We start from the raw sequence: 25171 nt of genomic DNA on the forward strand, positions 1-25171 counted from the left end.
CGGCCCGGTACCGCCATCCCGGATTCCGGCGCTACGCGCCTCCATCCAGGCTACGTTCTGCCGGGTCCTCCGGCATAACGATACAGGCGTAGCCCGGATGGAGCGCAGCGGAATCCGGGGGAGGGTACGGTTTTGCACCGCAATCCCGGATTCCGGCGCTGTGCGCCTCCACCCGGGCTACGTTGTCGAGTCTGGTATGACGATGGAGGCTTGTCTCTCCGGATGCGCAGGGACGCCCGCTACCGCCATGGCATTTTGAGTTTTCAGCTGGCTCGTCCGCGCATTTCTATTCATGCTGCAGAATATTGAGCAGCCGCCCGAATGGATCCCGCACATAAAATCGCCGTACGCCCCAGGGCTCGCTCGCCGGCCCGTATTCGATGGGAATATCCGCCGCCTGCATTCTCTCCAGCGCCGCCTCCACATCGTCGACCTCGATCGACAGATCCGGCACCGGCGTGTCCGAGCCACCTTCGGAACCGAAACTGAGCTGAACCATCATCTTTGCATCTGAACCGTAGGTCTGGAACCAGCCGTGATCCATCAGCAGGTCGAGCCCCAGGATATCGCCGTAGAAAGCGGCGGCCTTTTCGGTATCGCGGGTTTCGAAATTCGACATTATTCGTTTTACTTTCACCGTCGTATCTCCCGGTCATTCGTATCAGGACAATCGCCAACGCATCGGATGGCGGCCCTGTAGTGTGCCTGCTTCGTCCCAATCTTCCCAGCCGGTAAACGGAATCGGGTCGTCGTGCTCAATACCCTTCAGGCGATCGATCCAGTCGGCGCGCAGCGATTCGACATGCTCGCGGAAAGCCGCCTCCTGCTGGTACTGGATACCGCCGCCCTGCACGCCGTAACCGACCTGCGGTGCCAGCACATCGTAGCCGACGTAATACAGCGACGAATGGATCGGCCACAGCCACTCGACCATATTGCCGGCCCGGCCGAACGGCATGAAGGCCTGCTCGGGTGAGCCGGCGGTGACCGAGCAGATGGCGCGCTTGCCGCGGAAATAGCCGCGGTCGTAACGCATACTGCCGGAATAGAGGCCGCCGTAAACCAGCACCCGGTCGAACCAGCCCTTCAATATGGCCGGCTGTGCATGCCACCACAGCGGGAACTGGAATATCACCAGGTCCGCCCACTCCAGCCGCGCGATCTCGCGCTGTACGTCTGCCGGCAGATGCCCGTCACGGTTGGTGGGCCCGCTGCTCGGTCAGCGGCGCAAAAGGCCGCTCCTCGTCGCGATCGGCATAGTTCGACGCCTTTTCCACCGGATCAAACTGCTCGCGGTAGAGGTCGTCCAATTGCACTCGATGGCCGGCGGATTGCAGCACTTCAACAGCGCTTCCGGCCAGCAGGCCATTGAAAGATTGCGGCTCCGGGTGAGCCAGCACGATCAGTACATTCATCGCTCGCACTCCTGTTGCACTTGTTGGATGCCAGCTTAAACTGTCCGAAAATACACATACATTCCCCAATAGTGAGAGTCTGGTTTGTATGGATGAACAACTGATTCGCTGGGATGATCTGCAGATAGTCCACGCCATCGCCCGGAACGGCTCACTGTCCGGCGCCGGCCGGCAGTTGGGCCTGAGCCATGCCACCGTATTCCGCCGGCTGGGGGAGATGGAGCGGCGCCTCGGCGTCACCCTGTTCGAGCGCGGTCACGGCGGTTACAGCCAGACCCCGGCCGGGGAGGACCTCGCCGCAGTCGCGGCGCGGGTGGAGACGGATATCCTGGGCGCGGAACGCCGCATCGCGGGGCGGGATATCAAGCTGTCCGGCACCATTCGCCTCACTACCACCGACACCCTGTACAGCGGTCTGCTGGCGCCGATACTGGCGGGTTTCCGCCGGCAATATCCGCAGATCGAGCTGGAGCTGGTGATTTCCAATCAGCTGCACAGCCTCAGCAAGCGCGAGGCCGATATCGCTATCCGCCCGACCCACAAACCGCCGGAAACCCTGGTTGGCCGGCGGGTAGGGGAGATCCAGATGGCCGTCTATGGCGCGCGGGCAGGGTGGCGGGATCAATCCCTGCCGTTGTCACCGGAGTCACTGGCCGCCTGCAATTGGGTGGGGCCGGATGTGCATATGGGAGATGCCGCGCTGGAAGCCTGGATGAACGCGCGCGGTCACCGCGAACGCTGTCGCTACCGGATCGATTCCCTGCTCGGCGTACAGGTGGCCATCCGGCAGGGCGCCGAGGTGGCGGTGTTGCCGCGCTATCTGGGGGACGCGGACGAACAGCTGCTGCGACTGGCGCCGCCGGTTGCGGAGCTGGCTACGCCTTTATGGTTGCTGATCCATCCGGACCTGAGGCGGGTGAGCCGCATGCGGATATTCCTGGAAGAGGTCGGGGGGCAGATCAGGGAGGCGTTGCAGGGCGGGTAGCCGCGTATTCGCCGTCATCCTGGTACCGGGTCAAGTCCGGCATGACAAAAGGATCCGGGATCCAGCGAAGGTGGCCCGACGGCCTGGATTCGGGCGCGTTCTGTTATGGTCGCGAAGCCCCGATTTATTCAGCCTCCATCTTCCGGAGAAAATCGATAAACGCCAGCAGCGGCGTCGGCGCCAGTCTGCGGCCGGAGTAATAGAGATAGGGGCCACTGAAGGATTGCCACCAGGATTCCAGCACCGGCTCCAGCTGCCCGCAGTCCAGATAGGGGCGCAGCCACTGTTCGAACAGCGTGATGACGCCGGTACCGGCCACCGCCGCATCCACGGCGAGATCGACGGCACTGCCGACACTGACGGTCAGCGGGCCGGCTGGCTGTATTTCGATGACCTGGCCGTCTTTTTCAAACTCCCACGCAGAGGCCACTCCGCTGCGATAGCGTCCCCCGATACAGGGATACTCCAGCAGGTCGCGGGGATGCTCCGGCCGCCCCAGCCTGTCCAGTAAAGCCGGTGCGGCAGCGGTCGCGAACCGCTGCCGGCGCGGGCCGATCGGCACCGCTATCATGTCCTGCTCGAGCCGTTCGTCGTAGCGAATGCCGGCATCGCAACCGGCCTCGAACACGTTAATGACATTGCTGTCCGCCACCACCTCCAGTTCGATATCCGGATAGGCCGCGAGAAACGGGGGCACAATAGCGGGCAGTATCAGTTTGGCGGCGCTGACGGGTACATGCAGGCGCAGCTTGCCCGCCGGTTTGCCGCGGTAGTGATTGACGCTGTCCAGCGCCGAGTCGAGCTCGTTCATCACCGGGCTCACCCGCTCCAGCAGCGAAGCGCCGGCTTCCGTGACCACTACGCTGCGGGTGCTGCGGTGAAACAGGCGCACACCGAGCCGCGATTCCAACCGCCGCACCGCATCGCTGAGTCGCGAGGCACTGGTATTGGTGGCCCTTGCAGCTTCACGAAAACCGCTGGCCCTGGCGACGGCGACAAAGGCGGTCAAATCGTTCAGGTCTGTCTTCACTGTTCCAGATTCCGTACAAGCTGTCCTGATTTCGGTCGATTGTCGCACAAATGGAGGCGCGATAAAGTGCTTCCACCTTGCCAAACCGGAGAACTCACATGACTGACATTACCAAAGCCGGCACTTTCAGATTGGGCGACCGGGAAATCCACCGCATGGGTTATGGCGCCATGCAGCTCGCCGGCCCCAGTGTTTTCGGCCCCCCGAAAGACCGGCGGGCGGCAATAGCCGTACTTCGGGCCGCCGTGGAACAGGGGGTAAACCATATTGATACCTCCGACTTCTACGGGCCCCATGTCACCAACCAGATCATTCGCGAGGCCCTGCATCCCTACGCAGACGACCTGACACTGGTCACCAAGATCGGTGCCCGGCGGGACGAGCAGGGCGGCTGGATCCCGGCACTCTCGAGGGGGGAGCTGATCCAGGCCGTGCAGGATAACCTGTCCAACCTGGGCCTGGAGCAATTGGAGGTAGTGAACTTCCGGGCGATGTTCTCTGCCCACGGCCCGGCAGAGGGCTCCATCGCCGAGCCGTTTTCGGTACTTGCGGAGCTGCAGAAAGAGGGACTGATCCGACATCTTGGCGTCAGCAACGTAACCACCCGACAGATCGAGGAGGCCCGCAGCATTGCCCCTGTCGTCTGTGTGCAGAACCACTACAATCTCGTTCACCGGCATGACGATGCAATCATCGACCTGCTGGCGGAAGACGGCATCGCCTATGTCCCCTTTTTCCCGCTGGGCGGTTTTACGCCGCTGCAGTCCTCGATCCTGCAGCAGGTAGCCGATGAGCTGGCGGTTACGCCCATGCAGGTGGCGCTTGCCTGGCTGCTGCGGCGCTCTGCAAATATCCTGTTGATTCCAGGAACCTCTTCCGTGGAGCACCTGCAGGAGAACCTGGCTGCGGCAGAGTTGGTTCTGCCTGAAGCCGCAGTTGAAGTACTGAATAGCATTGCGAGTGAAAGCGAGCCGGAGTGACGCAGAATGTGGAGAAAATCCAGGGGAGGGGCTGCTCACGCCCCTGGAGCCGGCATCAGCTGGCAAGCGCGGCATCCTCCCTCTACTGATGTGGCAATTCCATTCTACTGAATAGCACTAGGATAAATAGGCTAACTACCTTTCCTTTGCACAATATCCTTATAGACAGAGTCAATCACCAGATCGTTTCCGGTTCTATAGGAATCCCAGGTATTTTCAATAGGTATGTCTACCTCCAGTGAACCCACTTTTCTCAACAGCAACTTGTTCGGCGGCCAGCAATCATCAAACCAACCGCATCCATCAACCAGGTCGGTCCAACCCTTGGTCAAATAGAGCTTGATTCCCGATTCCGGTAATGTCGGATAGAAACCTTCCGCCCTGAAGCGCAGTCGGTCGCCGATTTCGCTGCCCACAACTGTCAGCCTGTCTGGAATGAACCTCTTGAACTGGCTGCCAGCGATAATACCGGCGGAAAATGTATTGGGACCAACGATCAGGTAAAGTCTGCCATTCTCCGGAGTGGCATTGGAAAGGGACCGGACGATCGGCAGTACCTTCGTATAGTCGCCACCCCGATTGAAGCGAAAGTCCACAATGATGTTACCCGGTTCATTCTGGGAAATCGCTTCGAGTATCCGCTTCTCAAACTGTTCGAGAGATTCGGATTTATCCGCGAAACTGGCATTCATACGTACGTATATGGCATCGTATTCAGGAAGTTCCCGTAACAGGTGAAGCCTGGTGCTTTCCTGCAGATACAGGGGGAGTGCCTGATCCCGATGAAGAAGTGACACCCACTCCTCGGTCTTGAAACTGTCGTCATCCGGAAAGGCATTGAGAAAATCCCAGAATGGATCACCCGGCATGATTTCTTTGTCAGCGCTAAGCTTTGTCTTGAACTTGCCTCCATTCGGGTCCTGAGCATGAAGTTCGACTGTATTATCCTCGACATCAGCACCTATGAGCGACAGAGCACTTGGAGCTGAGAACAGGAACTCGCTACGGTACCGGATCCAGCTTGAGGTCCCGGAGCCGGTCAAGATTGCTGTATGGGCCAGCATGGACTCGGGGGACTTTCCTCCAATTGAGAGTACCTTTCGGCCGAGTAGCTTTTTATACTTGGCTCGTGCCTTTACAATGATCAGCCCATCGGCTGTCCAGTGAAAACGTACTGGAAGTCGGTACATCTTCGTCTTCAATACAGTCGTGTGCGCATTGTCAAAAACTGCCAGCGCCTGTAGTGCGGTGAGAGTCAGGTCGTCAACGTTTTGTGGTGAGGGAGCCTGATCAATAATTTTCTTAAACTCCCTCTGCTGCTCTGGCGTGGTATCCTTTTCATTGGCAAGGACAACCTTTTGGAAGAATTTTAGGTCTGATGAGAGGGAGGAAGGAACCGCTGCCTCCGGAATGGTGGGTCCCAATACCATCTGCAAACCGCCCGCGGAGAAGAATAAGATGGCCAATAGAGCGTTTATGCATACATAGGCAATGAATGCTCTTATTAATATACGTTTCATTTTTCTCTTCTTGAAAATTTTAGTGTTTGGTAAGGTTAATGGTGCTAAGCTCTGGTGTCGCATAAAAGTATGATCATTTAACGACAGTCTGATCTGAATGTATTATTCGATGAGCTTAAAGGTTTGCTCTTAGAACAGCGTCGGAAAACCGTCAGGCTGGTTGATTTTTAGACGATCTGTACGTTCCACTAAGATAAATGGTATTCCACTAGCATCGATTGCCTCTCTTGCTGCTTGAACTCGCTCTACTACTAAGGATATTTTGTAGAGAGGGCACTCCGATCCTTGAGATCCGTATAGTCTTCGATACTGCCTCCTACAACCGCGTTTCTATAGCCCGTTGAATGGTTCTGGCGACTGCTTCGGGAGAACCTCAATAACCATCTTCATGATCAGCGTTGATTGGAACAGAAACCGAATGAGTAATGGAGCGAACTTCTGAAATCATTGTCTCTCCATCTAATCTCGCTTCAGCAGCGCAAGAAATATTATCAGGCCGGCCAAGTGAAAATGCGACACCGGCACTGCCAATTATTTTAAGACCAGTCGCAACAAGCATTTTTGCATTACCCGAATCCCGTTTGCTGGACATTAAGAAGCGGTCATCGCTTGTGCGGAGATTCTGAATCGAATGGTTATGTGGCTGTCTGGACGTCGTTTGCTTCTCGGATCTTCGTATCTTCTGACTCTGTCCAGGTCCAGGCATACCAAACAATAAATGATGTGGTCGCAATTTCTATGATGGCGAAGAAAATGTAATGAAGGCTTGCTCCCATAAACAGCGTTCCAGCCATCACCAGCGTCTTAATCGAACCACCAATAATATTTGCCCATCGATTAGTTTTATACGTCAAAACCCTGGAAAGTAATACCAATAAAATGGAAATCTCTAACAGTATGGCTGCGCCGAGCAACGTCGGTTCGTCCATGGTGATTCCGCCTGCCCCACCTGTCGTAATCAACGAGTTCAGCATTTCTGGAGACATCAGTGATAAAACATCACAGTATAAATAGTTCAGTGTAACAAAAATCCATAGTGTGGATAAAATCGTCCGTCTATCTTTAGTTGTCATCATAAGTCTCCTTTGTAAATATCGTGAAAGCGCACAATGATATTGTGGAAAGCCCCGATCCCTTATTTATTTTTCTTTTATTTTCAAAATGTTGACTCTACGTGAAATCCTGGCTTGTCTGAATGGAGAAAGTATTTTCAGTACTCTGAATTGGTGGATAAAAATTTCACTCATAAAATGAAAATTTCCTCCAGGTTGACTTGTCTGTAGATGTTGCTTTATCTGGATAAAAGAATTCTGAATTCCTGTTGCCTTCGTGATTGATTGCGCTTACACCAAACATCATCTTCCAGGTGTCGCCAGGAAATTTACTGCGTGAAACCTGGACTTGCCTGTGTGTTCCTTTAGCCCATATAGGATTGCTTCTATTTTCTGGATCTTCAAGCCCAGAAAAGGGCACCCAGAATCCGGCATAATCTTTGAGATCCCACTTTCCGGATACACGTTCCCATCCATTGCCTGTGAGTACTTTTTCCCCCATTTGAGCGGAAAGATGAAATTTGTGTAGCTGGCCTGTTTCTGTATGATCTATATAAAGGTCTAAGACTGTGATGTCTTCTGCTTTGCCTTTGGCGCATATGTAGAAGTAATCTTTATCGTGCATTAGATAAATAGATACCTGCGCTGGCAGATCGATCTTTGTTGCTGCTTCCCACTCATCATTACCACAACGGCCGTCCAACAGTGCTGCTTTGCTGGTTGGATTGATCGCAATGGTTTCGGAAGCATTGGCTTCAGTGGCTGCGAATGATAGGTAGGCGCTTAATAACAGGAGTTTTATCTTATTGTGCATGGGATTTCTCGTGTCGGGATTCGTACTTGCTTCACTAATCTGGCTATGCCCTAGTGTGCTGTACGGGAAGTTCGCAAACAGTTCGCTGCGCCAAAGCGTCCAGCTCTGCGTTGCGAAAGCTTGAAATAACCCTGCTATTCCAGCGCTTTCTCGCCTTGATCTGAGCGCTTTGGCTGTGCTCCTTTGTTCGCGAACTTCCCGCACAGCACACTAGTGCGCCGTGCGAGAACTTCGCAAACAGTTAACTGCGCCAAAGCGCCCAGCCTCGTGTTGAGGAATCTTGAAATAACCCTACTATTCCAGCGCTTTCTCGCCTTGACCTGAACGCTTTGGCCGTGCTTCTTTGTTCGCGAACTTCCCGCACAGCACACTAGTGGGCCGCTCGCAAAGTTAGGTAACAGTTCGCTTCGCCAAATCGTCCAGCTCTGTGTTGAGAAAGCTTGAAATAACGCTGCTATTCCAGCGCTCTCTCGCCTTGACCTGAACGATTTGGCTGTGCTCCTTTGTTACCGAACTTTACAAACAGCCCACTAGCATATATTCGTAATGTGTTTTAAGGCAAAGAAGTTCCATTATTCAAAAATGCTTCTATATTGATACCAGGTATTGCTGTCTGACTGCGACCAAACCAGGATGGTATCACCGTCCCTTGCCGCATCTTGTTCAGTACTGAAGACTTTCCTAAAGTCTCTTACCCATGATGCAGAGACTGTAATTATTGCCATCCATCTTTGCGACATCAGGAAGCCGCCCCCATTCCTGAAATGCATGCGCCTGAAGTAGACGCATGCTCGGAGTATTGTGTGCAAAGACGTATCCAACGAGAGTATGTAAACCAAGTTTCGGTGCCATCTCTTCTGCAGCTCGTAATAACCTATTTCCAAGCTGCTTACCCTGATTCTCCGGAGCTATATAAATACTCAGTTCTGCCGTATGCTGATAGGCTGGTCTGCCGTAAAAATCTTCAAAGCTTATCCACCCAACAATCTCATTCTCTTGCTCGTAAACGAGTAAAGGCCGATATTCCGGATGATGTTTGTGGAACCATTGAAGCCGTGATTCAACCGTTACCGCCTCAGTATCAGCTGTGGATCGTCTAGATACGATTGAAGAATTGTAAATCTCTACGATTCTCGTCAGATCGTGCTCTTTCGCATGCCTTAGACTCATAGAACACTTTTCCATAATGTTATGAAATTTACCGCTACCTATGACACTGAACACCACCGTTAGAGACAGCTCGCCTTATGCACGTATTACGCGAAAATGGGAGCGCAGCGACCCGCGCAAAATGTGCACAAGGTAAGACGTCTCGCGGAGACTTGAGTGAAATGCCTCGCATTGTATGATCTAATTCCCCCAAATTCGGTAAGTTGAAGCCCGTAACATCTCTCACCATGTTACCGGCCTCCCAGCCCGATGCTTGCCTGGTCCTTAGAGACCGTTAACAAGCGTGGCGCGGGCGGCCGACCCGATTTACTAACTCGAACAGTCGAATGGGCTTCGAGCCCGAATTTAGCAAAGAAGAGTCTCTATGGCAATTCAACGTAACAGGGTAACGGGCATCAATGTTGAGAGCGAAGCGACCTGTGCATAAAGTGCATAAAGTAAGCTGTCCGGTGGAGGCCTGTAGTGATCAAGTGATTTAGGACCAGCCAATTTATACGTGGGTGGATCAACTACTTTGGCATAGCCAGCGGCTATCAGCTGTGTTGTGATCTGGATCACTGGATAAGGCGCAGAGTACGGATGGCCTACTGGCGCCAGTGGCGTAAGCCACGAACCAAGGTGCGTAATCTAATGAGGCTGGGTGTGCATGTCCAAGCTGCGGTGGCGTGCGGTATTACAAGTAAAGGCCCGTGGCGCAGTTCAAAAACACCCGGAATCAATCAGGCATTGTCAAATGACTACCTGAAGAAGGCCGGGTTGGCGACACTGCGCGACGGATGGATCAAACTTCACTACTCTGATTGAAACGCCCTGTGCGGACCCGCATGCAGGGTGTTGTGGGGAGGGCGGGCTAAATACCCGTCCCTTACCCGATTATAGCTCTTTACAGAACAAGGCCTTCAAATCTTGACGTTAGCGTCAAGAACTCTCTTACATATTGCTTGCTTAATATTTTACAATCCTGATGATTGCTGTAATCCACAGCATTTACACCATCTATTCTGGAGTATTTATCGTTGCTATATTCTTCATCTTTCAGTGTTGAGGTTAATATGACCTGACTATCTATCTTCTTATATATTTCAAGCATCTTAGTCTCCTTTCCTGTTGATAGCTCTCCATCGCGAAATGAGTCAATCATAATAGGAAAGTTATGTTTAAGCAGCTTTTTAAGGGCAATAACTTTACAAAAATAAAACTCCTGCCCTTCACTACCTGAAAAAGTTGAGCCCTTTTTGGTAAAAATATCCTCGAACACCAAATTACCACTAGGATCTATCGCCTTGTACAGGTCGTTCATCTCCTTCAGCAGATTGTCGTCGAAACTCTTTCTTTCTTCCTTCAGAGATTCATCGATATTTGTATATGAATTAAGCTGGTCCTCTAATGCCTTTATTTGATTCGAAAGGGAAAATGCTTGGTCATCAAAATCCACCTCTGATATAGTCTGCTCCTGATACAAAACAATTTGTTGGAAATTCGGCGGTGTATCTTTCATTTCCTCATTTAGCTCCCTCTGAAAAGAATTAATTTCTCCAGAGAAATCCATGATTATATCGGCCTTTTGCCTAATATTTTGATCGATTGACTTTATGATTCCATTTCTAACATCGATATTACTTATTTCGAATGTTAGATCGTTATTGGAATACACTATCTTATCACTGCCACAATCACCACATTGAACATTTCCCTCACTAAGGTCCCTATTTAGTGAATTAAGCTCTGCAATTAGATTTTCTAGTTTAGACTTTCTATTAATCTCTCTTTGCCGGGAACGTTTAAGTTTTGATATATTTTCATTTATTTCAGATATTCTTTTAATTTTACCCTGAACAACTTCAGAGTCATACGTTCTAGAAGCTATTTCTGCAATATTGGGGTTTTGTCTTATTATTGATATTTTTCTTCTGACCTCTTTAAGCTGAAGTTTTAAGGATTTAATATTTTCCTTTATGCTCTTTATGTCATCGATATTAAACTGGTTATCAGACAAACCCGCCAAATCATAAACCATAGCTTTAAAGTCAGACTTATTAAATCGCCCCTTACTTATAAGTCCAGATGGATTTCTATTATCCTGACCAATAAAAAACAACTCATATAACAAGCTCAAATCGACGAGCACATTTCGACCTTCCTTTTGAATCCTGGGTATTGAGAAAACAAATTCATCTAAGAAGTACCTTGCCTCACCAACTGAATTGAATATCTGCATCGCGTCTTCAGTCATTATGGCGATAGAATTCCTTTTCCTTAAGAATTCATAGGTAATATTGCCAAACTCAACCTCAGAATAGAAGTATTTATCTTTGTAGTTGAAAGAGCTAGGAAAGATAGACTCATATCCTAAAGAAAACATTAGCCCTTGCATGACAAGAGTTTTACCTCTGTTATTGTCGTCACTAAAAATAACATTTACGCCATCAGACAACCTATTCTCAACAAACGCCTCCTCTGAATCGCCAAACGCGATTTTTTTAATCAGCATTTGCTAACCCCGTCTTTACTAGAGAAATCATATAAAGCAACGTTTCCTTAGTTAAATACTCTGTTTTCACCTTAACGCCTGAGGTCAAACTTGAGTAAACATCAAAAATACTATAACCGGGGTTCTCTTTAAGTATCTTTATTAGTGTTTCTGTTACTTTCCAAAACTCCCTGCAGCCGTTTTTGTCGAAGAAAGCACGACTTAGATTCTCATTACACTCTTGAAGCAAATCTTTTCTTTCTTCTTCATCCTTACCCACTAAAACGTCAAAGAAACTCACAGGTATTCCGGGAAAAGAAAAAACATCAATACCAACTAGCCTGCTAATCAAAAGAGTGTTGATTTCTGTCTTTGTAATATGACGATTAAATTTGAGAACTTCAGAGGGGGCGTTTATTTCTTCATTTTCTATGCATGAGTTCTTCAGGGCAGATTGGGCATTCCTAATTTCTATAAATATTCGATCATATATCTCTTCAGGGATTGATTTTTTATTTTTAAATCTAGAAATCTTCTTTATGTATGTGCTTACTCTCTTATTATCTTCAACAAAGCATATCTTCGACAAGAAGTCTATAAATAGCGGTGGGGCCGCCCCGGATTTGTCTCCATTTATTTTTTCTTTGAGTTTCCTCTCTATCCCCTTTTTTTGCTTTTCATTGATGTTTTCGTAGCTGTAAATATTTAGGGAAGGGTCTACCAAATAGTCTCTATTAAGTTTTGGAATGAATAATATATATTCATAAAAGCTAATAGTTGAGATGTAGTTGTCGTACAGCGTGGAAAGACTCTCACCAATTTTAGAAGGAGGGAGACTGTTATGGTTTTTACTTTGCACATCCCAGAGCTTGCTGAAATCCGTATTAGAGCCCGTTACGTCATTGAAGCAATCCACAGTAATTATTTCAATTTCTTCACTATCGCTTCTCATTCCAAGCAAATACAGCAAAGACTTAGTTTCAAAGTCTGAAGCTTTCTTGTTGTTGATTTCCGTATTTTTGAAAGTATACAAACGGTTATTCCTGATTTCTTAAGCTTCAATCTCTATCAATGAATGAATTTGGCTATAACGCCGCAATCAGCCGCGGCTAAGTTTGGGCGCTTTTTGCGCCACAATGGAGCGCAGCGACAGCGCAATAAAGTGCACAAACTTAGCCGTCGGCTGCATTGCCTAGTTAACTTACTCCTCCTCGTCGCTCCGGTCTGTGAGGTTATCTGGAGAGCCGAAAGTATCTTTCTTGGCCAGCTCCTCCTCAGTATCTTTCGGGCGCGGTTTAAACAACTCTTCAGAGGTTTTCTTTAACTCTTCTTCAATTTTCTTTAAGCGTTCTTGATCATTCATAGATTCTTTACCAAATAGTGGGGGACACCTTGCTTAGCCCTGCAATACTCAAACCCGCCATGAGACGAATAGTATTTGACCAATTTTTCATTCAGTGGGTCCATAACTCTTATCTGAGTGGCTCCAATTAGTCTCGCGTAAGCTTCATACGCCAAAAGAGATATGGGAAACATGTCATTGGCAAACAGTATATGCTTATTAAAGCGCTCGATGAAATCCAGGCGAACAGCTGTTCCTTTGTAAGTTGGACGGCCTAATGTCAGCGAGCAAAGTGTGCTTCCGTGCCAAACGGATAACTCAAATGCTTTTGGGTAGAAAATTTTATAGCGGCTAGCAAAATTCCAATTCCAGCTCACTAACCGATCTTGAGAAACATCTACAGATCTGAATGCAGCAAGAGCCTTATGATCTATAGGTTCAAGACATATTTTTCCAAGCAAATGCCTCGGCAAACTTTTTGAAGCCATTTCGCGTGCTTGACGCCCAAACTCTTCGTGTTTATTGATTGTTTCAACATGTGAAAGCTGCATTTCAACTCCTTCTTGATGTTTGCTACTTGCGAAAGTTAACGCCCGCATTTGGGGCCGGAGTGTAGCGCAGCGGAACGAAGGTCCCAGCCCCGCAGGGGCGAACAACATGTGCTTGTTACGTGTTTGCTAGCCGGCTGGATAAAGGGTGTCATATGACGGCGCAGCATGCTCCCAGTTGATTTCACTGTTTATTAAATACTCGGTGACTTTGCCTAGCTCGATTTCTGGGGGGATATCTACACAGATATATTTAGGGTTAGCCCCTTCATATGTACACCCCATTGCCACAAGACTATCAAGTTGCTCTTTTTCCTTACCTTCTTCGTTAGCAGGATTCTCGAAGATAATGCGAATCAGTTTGTGACCGGATGGCTCTAGCAACTTAACAAAGGCTAGTCTCTCTTCTTCCTCGGAATACTCAGCCAAAAATATATCTCCGTAGGCAAGGTTATAGAAATAGAATGGGCAGTTTTCTAGCCGGTATCGGCCACCACCCAAATCCGTGGCCCAAGGAGTTTCGACATAAACGTGTTCTCCTTCTTCAAGCCGTAGAACAACTTTTACTAGATTGTCTTCCATACTCTCCCTGACACGTAACGCTGCCATAACCGGCAGCCGGAGCGTAGCGTAGGCTGTCCGGCGCCGATAGGCGCGAAGTTCATGGCCTAGTTATATTTCATTTGCGAGAAAGGTGACTATAGCTATTGTCACCAACCTCTACTATGAGTTCTACAGTTTTAACACTTTCTGTAGGGAAGAACTCCAAAACAATAGTTTTCCCGCTCACAATCGGGTTCCATGGCCCATTCTCATCTAAAGCTGTTGATATGAGACCGTAGTACTCAAACACGTTCCAGTCGGTATTTTCGAGATTTTTGTAGCCTCGTGAAGCTAGTGGTTTGAATAGATACTCTCCAAATAGCGAGCGAACTTCGTTGTAATCTGCTGTGTATTGACGCTCTAGATTCTCGCCGTGTTTCTTAATATGACTCTCAAGGTAGCCAGTTTTTCTATCGAGCAGAAAACAGCCAAAAACTCTTCTATAGCCTAGAAAGCACCTAAGTGCGTTGAGGAATCCATCATACTCCGCAGCAATGATTTGGACTTCGTTATTCATGCACTGACTCAGAAGAAATATAACGCAAAGCTAAGCGGCGCCCTGACAAGGGCGTCCGGTGGAGGCCAAAGGCCGTAACGAACTTAAGCGACTGGTTAGAGTCACTTCCGGTACCGCTCGATGAATGATGGAAGAAATGAAAGCAGCATGTTTACCATATCGATAGTGACCTGATCCCAATTCGCGTGAAAAGCTGCATTTCGTAGGGGCTTAAAGCTAAGAAGAGCGCTCTGAGTAGTGCGTTCAATTACGCTTTTTGCTGCCAACCCGTTGACCACCGTAGACATTTCTTTACCAATCAAATCATCTAACCCGTTGGAACGGGCAATTTGCTTAATAGAATCCTCAAGCACGCACACTGCCAATACCGAAGCCGCATCTTTTTCACCCTGTCCTGCAAGCTCCTGGGCCGTGCTCAAAAAATCAGATTTGATATCCACTCGGATGCTGGACTCAAGCTCCGAGAGGAATCCGCCCCGAATACTCTCTTGGATGCCGTTTAGAATCCCTTTTGCTTGTAAAAGTCCGCGCTTTGAGTGCTCGTTGTAGGCATGCAAAATGCGCTGATAGTTCGGATGCCTTGGTCCAAAGATATGCTCGATGACACTTATCGTCTGAGTCATCACACTCTCATAGCCCGCGTAGTCAGTGAATGCTCCGCCCATGGAACTGGAGTGGTGCCAAGACTCTTCCACCGCTGCGTATAGCGACAGAATGGAATCGATTTGGGATATCAATTCTTCACTTCGGTTTGGCATACTCCTCCTGAAACTCTAACAGTTATATCGTGGTCCTCACGACCGATATCACCTTGAAACTTATCCAAGGCTGAAATTGACGACAGGATGTCCGGAATCCCCCGCGCCGTCAAGGCTGCGTCGATATTGGTACATTCGCACCGATTCCTATAATCGATCGTCACGACGCATATCGTCGATTCGGCTTTATCTCTTAACTCACTGATTTTTCTATGTTTACAAGGTTTTCCCGGCCTGCTGACGATATATCGGTCTTCAGGGCCGAAATGTCCAGGCAGGTTTGCTCATTTTTCAAATGACAGTGTATAAATATACAGTTATCGATTGCCGAGGAATGAGCATGGAAGACATCCCTGTGCCGGTACCGGCGAGGCCGGTGCGTTTTATGGACCGTCTGCGCGCGTTTATGAGGGCGCAGCATATGGCCTACCGAACAGAGAAGACCTATTGTCTTTGGATTCGGGATTTCATCCGGTTTCACCAGATGCGGCGTCCAGAGGAGTTGGGGGCCCCGGAGGTTGAGGCTTGGTTGGCGTATCTGGCCGGCCACCGGTCGGTGGCGGTCAATCCCCGAAGACGGCTTTGAACGCTGTTGTATTTTTGTACCGCCAGTTTCTGGGAGTCGATCTCGGCGAGTTACGGTTTGGCAAGGCCTGTAAGGGCCGCCGATTGCCTGTGGTGTTCAGCCATGGGGAGGCGATGGCGCTGATTGAGTGGTTGAGTGGCCAGCACAGATTTATACCTATGTGATCGGTGTACACGAGCGGGGCCGTGGTCAGTCCGATGGATTGAGCTGGCTGTAGCAAGTGACGGCCACTGTTAGGGCAGGGGGGTATTGTGCAACAGGCGGTTTGTGGTCGCACAATTCATGTACCGGGACCTTTGCCTGACAAGATCGGGTTTCGTCCACTCAATTCTGTTTCCATTCCCTCCAAGTCAAGACTGCACTTTTATTTTTATCTCATTAGAATGCGCGGCCTTTCAGCCCTTCGGGGGAGTTCTGAATGGTTGGTCTGTAGTTGGCCCGTAAAGTGTGGTTTGAGGTTGTATGATCGTATTTACCCTTATAAATGAAGTGACGGACGATGTCTGGGTTGGCACCGCACGCGAGGGCGTGTCGCCGGAAGCCCGCTTCAGGCAATTTCAGGACGCGCTCGAGCTTGGTATCGAGCACCCGTTTTATAAGGAGCTGAAGGCTTTTGGTCCGGACGTCTTCGAGGTGAGTCTGTTTGCAGTTGCCGAGGACCCGGCCGAGTTGAAGATGCTGGTGGAGGAGGCCTTGGAGACGTATGGTGGCAAGAGCCTGGCCGGGATAAAAACTGTGCGGCCCGGTACCACCAAGGCGGCCCTGGCTCCCAAGCCAAAGTCTCGGGCCAGGTCCTCTTCGGCCGGGAAGGTTTCGACACAGGGCGGTCCCCGTAGTACTGCGAAAGTAGTCAAGGAAAAGCTGGCCAAGGGGCGCACCGGCAGTGCTGCCAAGGAGCGGAAGATCAAGGAGGCGATCGAGGCTGAAAAGGTGGCCATGGCGGCTGCCAAAGCAAAACGGGCCGCGGAAGAGGCCGATGAAATGAAAGCGATTCTGGCGGGATTGGATGCCCGCGGTTCGACTCTCAAAAAACGTTGAATCGGAACCCGGAGTCGACTCCGGGTGGCAGTCGCTATTCTGCCGGCATAAAAAAGCCCCGCCGGTGAGGGCAGGGCTTTCAGTCCAATCCAGTCTGTCGCTTATACAGCCACTTCCTGAATCTCGGTCGCTGCAATGCGCTTGCCTTCTTCGGCAGATTTCTGGAATTCCTCGATCTGGTCGAAGTTCATGTAGCGGTAGATCTCCGCGGCCATGGAGTTGATGTTTTTCGCATACTCCAGATACTCGGCCGGGGTGGGCAGTTTGCCGAGGATGGCGCCAACGGAGGCCAGCTCCGCAGAGGTCAGGTACACATTGGCACCGTCGCCCAGGCGGTTGGGGAAGTTGCGGGTAGAGGTGGACAGCACGGTGCTGTTCGCCGCTACGCGCGCCTGGTTACCCATGCACAGGGAGCAGCCGGGCATTTCGGTGCGGGCACCGGATGCACCGTAGATGTTGTAGTAGCCTTCTTCCATCAGCTGGTGCTCGTCCATCTTGGTGGGCGGTGCGATCCACATGCGGGTGGGGATGCTGCCCTTGTGCTGGTCGAGCAGTTTGCCGGCGGCGCGGAAGTGACCGATGTTGGTCATGCAGGAGCCGAGGAAGACTTCGTCGACCTTGTCGCCGGCCACTTCGGACAGCAGGCGCGCGTCGTCCGGGTCGTTCGGGGCGCAGACGATCGGTTCCTTGATCTCGGCCAGGTCGATCTCGATCACCTCGGCGTATTCGGCGTCTTTGTCCGCTTCCATCAGTTCCGGGTTTTCCAGCCACTCTTCCATGGCGCGCGCGCGGCGTTCCAGGGTGCGGGAGGAACCGTAGTCCTCGGCGATCATCCAGCGCAGCAGGGTGATGTTGGAGCGCAGGTACTCGGCGATGGTCTCTTCAGACAGCTTGATGGTACAGCCGGCGGCGGAGCGCTCGGCGGAGGCGTCGGACAGTTCGAACGCCTGCTCCACGGTCAGGTTGTCCAGGCCCTCGATCTCGAGGATGCGGCCGGAGAAAGCGTTCTTCTTGTTCTTCTTCTCCACGGTCAGCAGGCCCTGCTTGATGCCGTAGTAGGGGATCGCGTGGACCAGGTCGCGCAGGGTGATGCCGGGTTGCATTTCACCCTTGAAGCGCACCAGTACGGATTCCGGCATATCCAGCGGCATAACGCCGGTGGCCGCGGCAAACGCCACCAGGCCGGAGCCGGCCGGGAAGGAGATGCCCATCGGGAAGCGGGTGTGGGAGTCGCCGCCGGTGCCCACGGTGTCGGGCAGCAGCATGCGGTTCAGCCAGCTGTGAATGATGCCGTCCGCCGGGCGCAGGGAAACGCCGCCGCGGTTCATGATGAAGTCCGGCAGTTTGTGCTGGGTGTCGATGTCCACCGGCTTCGGGTAGGCGGCTGTGTGGCAGAAGGACTGCATCACCAGGTCGGCCTGGAAGCCGAGGCAGGCGAGGTCTTTCAGCTCGTCGCGGGTCATGGGGCCGGTGGTGTCCTGGGAGCCGACGGTGGTCATCTTCGGCTCGCAGTAGGTGCCCGGGCGCACGCCGTCCATACCGCAGGCCTTGCCGACCATCTTCTGGGCCAGGGTGAAGCCCTTGCCGGTGTCGTTCGGTTGCTCCGGCAGGCGGAACAGGTCGGACGCGTCGAGGCCGAGGGATTCGCGGGCCTTGGTGGTCAGGCCGCGACCGACGATCAGGTTGATGCGGCCACCGGCCTGCACTTCGTCCAGCAGGACCTGGGAGCGCAGTTCGAATTCGCTCAGGACCTTGCCGTCTTCGGACAGGATCTTGCCGTCGTAGGGGCGGATCTCGATTACGTCGCCCATGTTCAGGTCGTCTACCGGTGCTTCAAACACCAGTGCGCCGGCGTCTTCCATGGTGTTGAAGAAGATCGGTGCCACTTTGCCGCCGATGCAGATGCCGCCGCCTTTCTTGTTGGGCACGCCCGGCAGGTCTTCACCGAAGTACCAGAGGACGGAGTTGGTGGCGGATTTGCGCGAGGAGCCGGTGCCGACGACATCGCCGACGAAAGCCACCGGGTGGCCCTTGGCTTTCACTTCCTCGATCTGCTTCAGCGGGCCGGTTACGCCGGCTTCTTCCGGTTCCAGGCCGTCGCGCTTCATTTTGTACATGGCGCGCGCGTGCAGCGGGATATCCGGGCGGGACCAGGCGTCCGGGGCAGGGGACAGGTCATCGGTGTTGGTTTCGCCGGTTACCTTGAAGATGCTGACCTTGATGCTTTCCGGCACCTTGTCGCGCTTGGTGAACCACTCGCCGTCGGCCCAGGACTGGATCACTTCCCTGGCTTTGTCGTTGCCGGCTTTGGCTTTCTCTTCCACATCGTGGAAGGCGTCGAACATCAGCAGGGTACCCTTCAGCTGCTCGGCGGCCAGGTCGGCCAACTCGCTGTCGTCCAGCAGCTCGACCAGGGTGGCGATGTTGTAGCCGCCGAGCATCATGCCCAGCAGTTTGGTGGCGTGTTTGCGGTCGATCAGCGGGGACTCCGCCTCGCCCTTGACGATGGCGGACAGGAAGCCGGCTTTCACGTAAGCGGCTTCGTCCACACCCGGCGGCACGCGGTGGGTCAGCAGTTCTACCAGTTCCTGTTCTTCGCCGGCGGGGGGATTCTTCAGCAGTTCTACCAGGCCAGCCACTTGTTCGGCATCTAGCGGCTTGGGCGGAATACCCTGTTCGGCGCGTTCGGAGACGTGTTTGCGATAGGCTTCAAGCACGGATAAGTCCCTCTTCGTATGTGGGGTGGCACCAACAGCTGGCGAATTCCCGATCTCTGATATTCACCAGGGGAATATTCTCTGCCGGGATTTTTGGCATTCGTGCCGCTGGAGGCGGGTGGCGAATTCTACAGGAAAGCCCTGATGCTGTTAAGTTTATTGAAAAATCAATAACTTAGGCGAATTACCATTATTTGCTTGGTGAATAGTGGTGGGGCGCCGGGGGCTTTCCTCCGGAACCCAAACAACATAGTCTACGCGCTGCTTTATTTCAGGCCGCTGACGGCTCTAACTCAGGCCGCTGAGGGCTCTATTTTCAGGCCGCTGAAGGCTCTATTTCACTCAAGTTTCGGAGTTCGGGATTGCGAATCGATCGGCGTAGCCCGGATGGAGCGCAGTGGAATCCGGGATGGGGTGTGGCCCGGCACCGAACTCCCGGATTCCGGCGCTGCGCGCCTTCATCCGGGCTACGCCCCGAGCTCCGGGACTCGAGTGTTTCAGCTGGCGGCTCCATATCTCAGAGCGTTGACAGCTTAGCTTCGGCAGATTTGGTTATTCGATGTATAAGAAAGTGCGCACCCCCTGCATTGGCGTTTGCTCCACCGGTATCGGCGATGATGTCTGCCGCGGCTGCAAGCGCTTTGCCCACGAAGTGATCGACTGGAACGCCTACACCGAGGAGCAGCGGCGCGTGATCGCCGAGCGTCGCGAGGGCTACCTGGTGAACGCGGTGCGCAGCCAGTTGGAGATCGTGGATCGCAACCTGTTGCTGGCCCAGTTGCGCCACCAGCAGATCCGCTTCGACGAGGACCAGAGTCCCTACTGCTGGGTGTTCGAGCTGTTGCGCGCCGGCGCCAGCCAGATAGAAAACCCCGCCCACTACGGCCTGCGGCCAACGGCGGTGGCCCGCGGGGTACCGCTGGTGGAGCTGCGCCGCCGGATCGACGAGGACTTCTACGCGCTGTCGGTGGCCTACTACCAGCGCTTTGTGGCGCCGGGGTTGCGGCCGGCCTGATTATCCGCTTCTACCTCCAGTGAGGGCATGTCATTTCCGTGCCGCTGGTCTTCCCGGATTCCGCTGCGCTTCATCCGGGCTACGGTTTGGTTTCCGGGGCACGGCTGGATTTGTGACTGCGCGTGTTCTCCTGCTCCCCGTATCCCGATACCATAAGCGTTTCCCGCGCTGAAACGGAGGATCGGCCATCAGCCAGCCATCGGCGACGCCAACCCGCGCGCTCCTGTTGCTCAACCCGAAAAGCCGCAATGGCGCCGGGGCCGATATCGACGCCGGTGTCGATTCGCTGCGCGCTGCCGGCCTGGAACTGGAAGTGCTGTATTCCCACAGCCCGGAGGAATCGAATGCGGCCATCCGCGGGCGCGCCGGGCAACTGGACCTGGTGATTGTCGGCGGCGGCGACGGCACTATCAGTTCCACCGCCCGTACCCTGTACGAATGCGGGCTGGCACTGGCGATACTGCCGCTGGGCACCGCCAACGACCTGGCGCGCTCGCTCGGCATCGGCGACGACCTGCGGCGGGCCTTTGCCGTGATCGCCGACGATCACCGCGCACCCGTCGACCTGGGTGTGGTCAACGATTGCTATTTCTTTAACGTCGCCAATATGGGCCTGGGCGTCCAGGTGACTGAGGAGTTGGCGCCGGAGGTGAAAAAGCGCTGGGGTGTGTTCGGTTACCTGAAGGCCTTTTTTGCCGCACTGGCGCGGCGGCGCGAGTTCCGGGTACGGCTGGTGGTGGACGGCAAGCGGCGCACGCTGCGCTCCATCCAGCTGGCGGTGGGGAATGGCCGCTACTACGGCGGCGGCAACCTGGTGCACGAGTCGGCGCGCATCGACGATGCTAGACTCGATCTGTACTGTGTACGCCCGCAGACCGCCTGGGAGCTGCTGACCCTGGCGCCGCTGCTGCGAAGCGGGAAACACGACCTGGCGCGGCGCGTATTCAATGTGTCGGGCCAGCGCATCGAGATCGCGACCAAACCGAAGGCCATGTCGATCCACGCCGACGGCGAGCCGGTGACCCGGACGCCGGCCAGTTTCTCGGTGATCCCCGGCGCGCTGCAGGTGGTGGTTCCCCGCGACACGGAATTACTCTCCCGGAGAGGACCATAACAACACCATGTCACTGATCCGCAACGAAACCCAGACCGCGCTCGGCCAACTGCATATCGCCCTCCAGCACAGTGCGGACTGCTACCGTCACACCGCGGAGTTCCTCGACGATGCATCGGTCGGCGGGCAATTTATCGATATCGCCGCCGGGCGCGAGCGGCTGGCCGCCCGTGTGGCGGAGGCCATCCGCGCGACCGGGGATCTCCCCTCGGAGCCGGACCCGGACCGGGAAACCGGCGAGCAGCTGCTGAGCCGCTTGCGCAGCCTGTTTTCCGCCGACCAGGTTCAGGAGGTGACAGAGCAGCGCCTCGAGGCGGACCGGGAACTGGCCGCGCAGCTCGACGGGGGAGAGCTGGCCGTGCTCGAAGACGAGTACGGCCCGCTGATGGCGGACTGTCGCGAGGCGGTAAAGGAGACCATTGCCGCGCTTCGGCGCGGGTAGATCCGCGCGGTCACTCAGCGCGGTTCGCGAAGGAATACGCGCAGCGCCGGTAGCAGCGGTTCGCTGGCAAGGGCCAGGTCGCGCCGCTGGCGCCGGCGGTGCAGGCCCGGCTCGTGATCCACGCGGGTGAATTCCGGCAGTTGGCCGCGGTTGTCGCCGCGCACCAGCACCGGCATGGCCGCGTAACCCACCTGGCGATAATGCTCCCCATCGCTTTCGCGGAAAATCTCCGCCACCTGCAGGTTGGGGCGGCTCTGCACCTGCACCTGGCGCAGATCGTCGTGCTGGTTTCTGTGCAGGCCGGCCAGCAGCTGTCGCTGGTACTGGATGCCGGCGTCTTCCCCCTGCGGATCCAGTTGCACCAGCTTTTTCTCACACCAGGCCACCGTCACCTTGCGAATCGACTTGCGCGCCTTGATCCAGGACAGCGCAATGGCGTCCGGCGTGTCCGCACACAACAGCACCTGCCGGTAGCACTGGCGCAGGTGCGCCCGCGGGTGGCCGGCCCCGGCGAGGATGTCCCGCAGGCGCCGGTCGCGCTCCGGGGCAGGGCGTTCCGACAGCCCCTTTTTGAACGCCGCCACGGCGTCGGCGAAGGCCGCCTTGTCTTCATTCAGCTGTCGTGCCAGGTCGATGGTGCCGGCCGGCGCACTCAGCAGGCCGGGAAGCTGCAGCGTGGCGCGCGCGTCGCCGCCCGTATCCAGTGGGGATTCCGCGTAATCCAGTCGTGCGACCAGGGCGCCGGCCAGCGCATAGGGGCGTTCGAAACTGCCGCCCAGGCGCTCGGCGGCGTCGACGGCGAAGCGGGGCTGCAACAGGTACGCCTGCCAGGGTCCGGGCGATTCCTGCAGCGTCTCCAGCGACTGGCGCAGGGCACCGGCACTGTCGTGAAGGCGCTCCAGCAGCGGCGGAATGGCCGCCGCCAGCTTTCCTTGTTCGGTCATCGTCGCTTTCCCCGATGTATTCTGTCGGGAAATATTAATCCACTTAATAAGTCGTTATCAAATAATCAAACGCTCTCCGGATCCCTCCCTTCGTTCCGTCGACAGGTCGATCAGGACAGGGGGGAGTCCGCCCCGCAGGCGAACTGCCGCAAGGATTGGCTCCCGTCCGGCCCTACCATTGGCTTCCATGAACCGCTCTGAATTCAAAGACGGACTGCTGCGGGTCATGGAGCGCAAAGTGCACTGGGCCTGGCCGGCGTTTACCGCGGGTATGGTGCCGCGGGAACTGCTGCATATTCACCTGGAGCAGGAATACGCCGTCTATGTGCGGGACTTTCCGGTCCTGCTGGGGCGCGCTTATATCCAGTGCCCGATTCCCCCGGTGCGCCGGGAACTGGCGGCGAATCTTTACGAGGAGGAGACCGGGCGCCTGAGCGGCAGTGCGCCGCACCCGCAGCTTTTCCTGGAATACCCGCGCGGGCTGGGGATGAACCTGGACCGGTTCCGGCAGGTGCAGCTGCTGCCGGAGGCGGCGCGTTTTCGCGCGCTGCTGGATGAAACGACCGGCCAGCACGGCTGGGAGGTGGCGACAGCGGTGACCACGCTGTTCCTGGAGGGCACCGAGTACGAGCGCGGCGAGCTGGATCCCGGCTGCCCGCGCCGGCCCGAACCGCGCCCGGCGGAGCACCCGCTGGTCAAACATTACGGCCTGCCGGTGGAGTGCCTGGCGCTGCACCGGGTCCACGCGGCTGTCGAGGGCGGTCACCGCAAGGCTGCCTGGCACCTGATGCTGGATTATGTCGACGAGCGCGCGCGGCCGACCGTACTGCACTGGATGGGGCAGGTGCTGCACGGTTGGCTGGATTACCGGGACGAAGTGGCCGAGCACTGCGGCCTGACCCAGATCGCACGACACCAGCGCCCTGCCAATCCCTCCCAGACACCGCTATAATCCCGCGCTTTCAACAAGCCGCGATCTTCGATTTCCCGCCATGAGTCCAGCCGTTCCCGACCTCTCCGCCATCCATGCATTCCTGCTCTGCCCGACCCCGGATGCCTGGGTGCAGGCGGCGCTGGCCGAGCCGGAGATGTTGCTGGTGGACCACGCCAACTGCGAAAAGAAAGCTGCCGGCACGGCGTTGAACCTGATGTTCCGCTACCTGGACGATTTCGAGCTGCTGAACAAGATGTCGCGCCTGGCGCGGGAGGAACTGCGCCATTTCGAGCAGGTGCTGGCGATCATGGAAAAGCGCGGTATCGACTACCCGCATGTCAGTGCCTCGCGCTACGCCGCCGGCCTGCGCCAGCAGGTGCGCGGTGCGGAGCCCGCCCGCCTGGTGGATACCCTGATCTGCGGCGCCATCATCGAGGCCCGCTCCTGCGAGCGCTTCGCCCGTATCGCCCCGCACCTGGATGACGAACTACAGAAATTCTACCTGTCCCTGCTGAAGTCCGAGGCGCGGCATTTCCGCGACTATCTGGCGCTGGCGGAGAAGGCCGCCGGCGAGGATATCCGCGCGCGGGTGCAGGCGTTGCTGGAGGTGGAAAAGGGGCTGGTTGTGGGGGTCGATGCCGACTTCCGCTTTCACAGCGGCGTGCCGCAAACCTGAAACCCGGCGCCCCGATCTGAACCCCGAAACTTGAGTCAACAACAGCTTACGATGGTCATTCCGGGCTCGATCCGGAATCCAGGCCACCGCGGCACCCCCGCTGGATCCCGGATCGAGTCCGGGATGACGGTTCCGAAGTCGGACTTGATCAAGATACTTTCGGGGCGACTGATAGCGGAGCGACATTGGCCCATCGGGACGAATCTTCTGTTCTCCCCGGGCGGTTTCCTCCCGGCTCAACTGCGGTCGAGCTTGTCGAGCAATTCGACGAACTCCTGCAGGTCGTGTGCCTTGGCGTAGTCCACCGTGAACTTGTTGTGGAAGAAGATCGTCAGCGTCACTTTGGGCGAGCTCAGGAGCACCGTGTAACCGTCGAAATCGGTGGTCGCGGTCAGGCCCCGGTAGTGCCAGCCATCCTCTCTTTTCTCGCCTTTGCTCGTCACTTTGTCAAACACGCGCAGGGCCTGTTTGACGTCGATTTTGTGTTCGTTCCCGTTCATT

Annotated in this window: 29 protein-coding genes; 10 read left to right on the top strand and 19 right to left on the bottom strand. The window is 54.6% G+C overall.

The window, feature by feature from the left end:
- Positions 1–286: 286 nt before the first annotated feature.
- Genes MWN76_RS14625 through MWN76_RS14635 form a run of 3 tightly spaced genes read right to left on the bottom strand, consistent with a single transcriptional unit; the run spans position 287 to position 1415 of the window.
- The gene (locus MWN76_RS14625) at positions 287–619 is read right to left on the bottom strand and encodes a VOC family protein (RefSeq protein ID WP_250462321.1); all 333 of its coding nucleotides are present in this window, start codon (positions 617–619) and stop codon (positions 287–289) included.
- Positions 620–661: 42 nt separating this feature from the next.
- On the bottom strand, positions 662–1186 hold the full coding sequence (locus MWN76_RS14630; protein ID WP_284500558.1) for an NAD(P)H-dependent oxidoreductase: 525 nt from the start codon (positions 1184–1186) through the stop codon (positions 662–664).
- A gap of 7 nt (positions 1187–1193) precedes the next feature.
- On the bottom strand, positions 1194–1415 hold the full coding sequence (locus MWN76_RS14635) for an NAD(P)H-dependent oxidoreductase (RefSeq protein ID WP_250462323.1): 222 nt from the start codon (positions 1413–1415) through the stop codon (positions 1194–1196).
- 88 nt (positions 1416–1503) lie between these two features.
- On the opposite strand from MWN76_RS14635, the gene MWN76_RS14640 reads away from it, so the two are divergent.
- Positions 1504–2400 (top strand): LysR family transcriptional regulator, encoded by an 897-nt coding sequence (locus tag MWN76_RS14640; protein ID WP_250462325.1) that lies wholly within the window; start codon positions 1504–1506, stop codon positions 2398–2400.
- A 124-nt stretch (positions 2401–2524) separates the two neighbouring features.
- Here the strand turns inward: MWN76_RS14640 and MWN76_RS14645 are convergent, their stop codons facing one another.
- Entirely contained in the window at positions 2525–3430 is a 906-nt protein-coding gene (locus MWN76_RS14645) for a LysR substrate-binding domain-containing protein (protein WP_250462327.1), read from the bottom strand.
- A 98-nt stretch (positions 3431–3528) separates the two neighbouring features.
- Here MWN76_RS14645 and MWN76_RS14650 point away from each other — a divergent pair, with 98 nt between their 5' ends.
- The gene (locus tag MWN76_RS14650) at positions 3529–4410 is read left to right on the top strand and encodes an aldo/keto reductase family oxidoreductase (protein WP_250462329.1); all 882 of its coding nucleotides are present in this window, start codon (positions 3529–3531) and stop codon (positions 4408–4410) included.
- 131 nt (positions 4411–4541) lie between these two features.
- Here MWN76_RS14650 and MWN76_RS14655 read toward each other — a convergent pair whose 3' ends face one another.
- The 5 genes from MWN76_RS14655 to MWN76_RS14675 all read right to left on the bottom strand — a co-directional run bounded on the left by MWN76_RS14655 (position 4542) and on the right by MWN76_RS14675 (position 8966).
- Complete coding sequence (locus MWN76_RS14655) at positions 4542–5930, bottom strand: S41 family peptidase (RefSeq protein ID WP_250462331.1); 1389 nt, start codon at positions 5928–5930, stop codon at positions 4542–4544.
- A gap of 373 nt (positions 5931–6303) precedes the next feature.
- Complete coding sequence (locus tag MWN76_RS14660; protein ID WP_284500541.1) at positions 6304–6636, bottom strand: isocitrate lyase/phosphoenolpyruvate mutase family protein; 333 nt, start codon at positions 6634–6636, stop codon at positions 6304–6306.
- Positions 6566–7003: a DUF6326 family protein gene (locus MWN76_RS14665; RefSeq protein WP_250462335.1), complete on the bottom strand. Its 438-nt coding sequence runs from the start codon at positions 7001–7003 to the stop codon at positions 6566–6568. The genes MWN76_RS14660 and MWN76_RS14665 overlap by 71 nt, the downstream gene beginning before the upstream one ends.
- Positions 7004–7169: 166 nt before the next feature.
- Positions 7170–7796, bottom strand: a complete 627-nt coding sequence (locus MWN76_RS14670; protein WP_250462337.1) for a hypothetical protein — start codon at positions 7794–7796, stop codon at positions 7170–7172.
- 681 nt (positions 7797–8477) lie between these two features.
- Positions 8478–8966 carry a GNAT family N-acetyltransferase gene (locus MWN76_RS14675; protein ID WP_250462339.1) on the bottom strand — a complete coding sequence of 163 codons (489 nt, stop codon included), beginning with the start codon at positions 8964–8966 and terminating at the stop codon, positions 8478–8480.
- A 492-nt stretch (positions 8967–9458) separates the two neighbouring features.
- Between MWN76_RS14675 and MWN76_RS14680 the strand changes: the two genes are divergently transcribed.
- Entirely contained in the window at positions 9459–9770 is a 312-nt protein-coding gene (locus MWN76_RS14680; protein WP_345780075.1) for a group II intron maturase-specific domain-containing protein, read from the top strand.
- A gap of 79 nt (positions 9771–9849) precedes the next feature.
- On the opposite strand, the gene MWN76_RS14685 is transcribed toward MWN76_RS14680, so the two are convergent.
- The 7 genes from MWN76_RS14685 to MWN76_RS14715 form a co-directional block, all read right to left on the bottom strand.
- The gene (locus MWN76_RS14685) at positions 9850–11457 is read right to left on the bottom strand and encodes a hypothetical protein (protein ID WP_250462343.1); all 1608 of its coding nucleotides are present in this window, start codon (positions 11455–11457) and stop codon (positions 9850–9852) included.
- The gene (locus tag MWN76_RS14690) at positions 11447–12469 is read right to left on the bottom strand and encodes a hypothetical protein (RefSeq protein WP_250462345.1); all 1023 of its coding nucleotides are present in this window, start codon (positions 12467–12469) and stop codon (positions 11447–11449) included. Before MWN76_RS14690 ends, MWN76_RS14685 begins: the two co-directional genes overlap by 11 nt.
- Before the next feature lie 168 nt (positions 12470–12637).
- Positions 12638–12799: a hypothetical protein gene (locus MWN76_RS14695; RefSeq protein ID WP_250462347.1), complete on the bottom strand. Its 162-nt coding sequence runs from the start codon at positions 12797–12799 to the stop codon at positions 12638–12640.
- Positions 12796–13329 carry a hypothetical protein gene (locus MWN76_RS14700; RefSeq protein WP_250462349.1) on the bottom strand — a complete coding sequence of 178 codons (534 nt, stop codon included), beginning with the start codon at positions 13327–13329 and terminating at the stop codon, positions 12796–12798. The genes MWN76_RS14695 and MWN76_RS14700 overlap by 4 nt, the downstream gene beginning before the upstream one ends.
- Positions 13330–13455: 126 nt before the next feature.
- Positions 13456–13908 (bottom strand): DUF4265 domain-containing protein, encoded by a 453-nt coding sequence (locus tag MWN76_RS14705; RefSeq protein ID WP_250462351.1) that lies wholly within the window; start codon positions 13906–13908, stop codon positions 13456–13458.
- A 97-nt stretch (positions 13909–14005) separates the two neighbouring features.
- Complete coding sequence (locus tag MWN76_RS14710) at positions 14006–14446, bottom strand: hypothetical protein (protein ID WP_250462353.1); 441 nt, start codon at positions 14444–14446, stop codon at positions 14006–14008.
- Positions 14447–14547: 101 nt separating this feature from the next.
- Positions 14548–15204: a hypothetical protein gene (locus MWN76_RS14715; protein WP_250462355.1), complete on the bottom strand. Its 657-nt coding sequence runs from the start codon at positions 15202–15204 to the stop codon at positions 14548–14550.
- A gap of 385 nt (positions 15205–15589) precedes the next feature.
- Here MWN76_RS14715 and MWN76_RS21305 point away from each other — a divergent pair, with 385 nt between their 5' ends.
- On the top strand, positions 15590–15790 hold the full coding sequence (locus MWN76_RS21305) for a site-specific integrase (protein WP_425606625.1): 201 nt from the start codon (positions 15590–15592) through the stop codon (positions 15788–15790).
- A gap of 462 nt (positions 15791–16252) precedes the next feature.
- The gene (locus MWN76_RS14720; RefSeq protein ID WP_250462357.1) at positions 16253–16828 is read left to right on the top strand and encodes a GIY-YIG nuclease family protein; all 576 of its coding nucleotides are present in this window, start codon (positions 16253–16255) and stop codon (positions 16826–16828) included.
- Positions 16829–16929: 101 nt separating this feature from the next.
- On the opposite strand, the gene acnB is transcribed toward MWN76_RS14720, so the two are convergent.
- Entirely contained in the window at positions 16930–19545 is a 2616-nt protein-coding gene (gene acnB, locus MWN76_RS14725; RefSeq protein ID WP_250462359.1) for a bifunctional aconitate hydratase 2/2-methylisocitrate dehydratase, read from the bottom strand.
- 559 nt (positions 19546–20104) lie between these two features.
- Here acnB and MWN76_RS14730 point away from each other — a divergent pair.
- The 3 genes from MWN76_RS14730 to MWN76_RS14740 all read left to right on the top strand — a co-directional run bounded on the left by MWN76_RS14730 (position 20105) and on the right by MWN76_RS14740 (position 22116).
- Entirely contained in the window at positions 20105–20560 is a 456-nt protein-coding gene (locus tag MWN76_RS14730; protein WP_250462361.1) for a DUF1289 domain-containing protein, read from the top strand.
- A 187-nt stretch (positions 20561–20747) separates the two neighbouring features.
- Positions 20748–21674: a lipid kinase gene (locus tag MWN76_RS14735; protein ID WP_345780076.1), complete on the top strand. Its 927-nt coding sequence runs from the start codon at positions 20748–20750 to the stop codon at positions 21672–21674.
- Positions 21675–21681: 7 nt separating this feature from the next.
- Positions 21682–22116 carry a hypothetical protein gene (locus MWN76_RS14740; protein WP_250462367.1) on the top strand — a complete coding sequence of 145 codons (435 nt, stop codon included), beginning with the start codon at positions 21682–21684 and terminating at the stop codon, positions 22114–22116.
- 14 nt (positions 22117–22130) lie between these two features.
- Here MWN76_RS14740 and MWN76_RS14745 read toward each other — a convergent pair whose 3' ends face one another.
- A complete protein-coding gene (locus MWN76_RS14745) occupies positions 22131–23060 on the bottom strand; it encodes a hypothetical protein (protein ID WP_250462369.1) in 930 nt (309 codons plus the stop codon).
- A gap of 187 nt (positions 23061–23247) precedes the next feature.
- Here MWN76_RS14745 and MWN76_RS14750 point away from each other — a divergent pair, with 187 nt between their 5' ends.
- Together MWN76_RS14750 and MWN76_RS14755 are read left to right on the top strand one after the other, a co-directional pair.
- Positions 23248–24012: an iron-containing redox enzyme family protein gene (locus MWN76_RS14750; protein ID WP_250462371.1), complete on the top strand. Its 765-nt coding sequence runs from the start codon at positions 23248–23250 to the stop codon at positions 24010–24012.
- A gap of 40 nt (positions 24013–24052) precedes the next feature.
- Positions 24053–24670 carry a MiaE family protein gene (locus MWN76_RS14755; RefSeq protein ID WP_250462373.1) on the top strand — a complete coding sequence of 206 codons (618 nt, stop codon included), beginning with the start codon at positions 24053–24055 and terminating at the stop codon, positions 24668–24670.
- A 236-nt stretch (positions 24671–24906) separates the two neighbouring features.
- On the opposite strand, the gene MWN76_RS14760 is transcribed toward MWN76_RS14755, so the two are convergent.
- Positions 24907–25170 carry a DUF3081 family protein gene (locus tag MWN76_RS14760; RefSeq protein WP_250462375.1) on the bottom strand — a complete coding sequence of 88 codons (264 nt, stop codon included), beginning with the start codon at positions 25168–25170 and terminating at the stop codon, positions 24907–24909.
- Between the last annotated feature and the right edge of the window lies 1 nt (position 25171).

This window comes from Microbulbifer litoralis (assembly GCF_023634065.1).
GTDB lineage: Bacteria > Pseudomonadota > Gammaproteobacteria > Pseudomonadales > Cellvibrionaceae > Microbulbifer > Microbulbifer litoralis.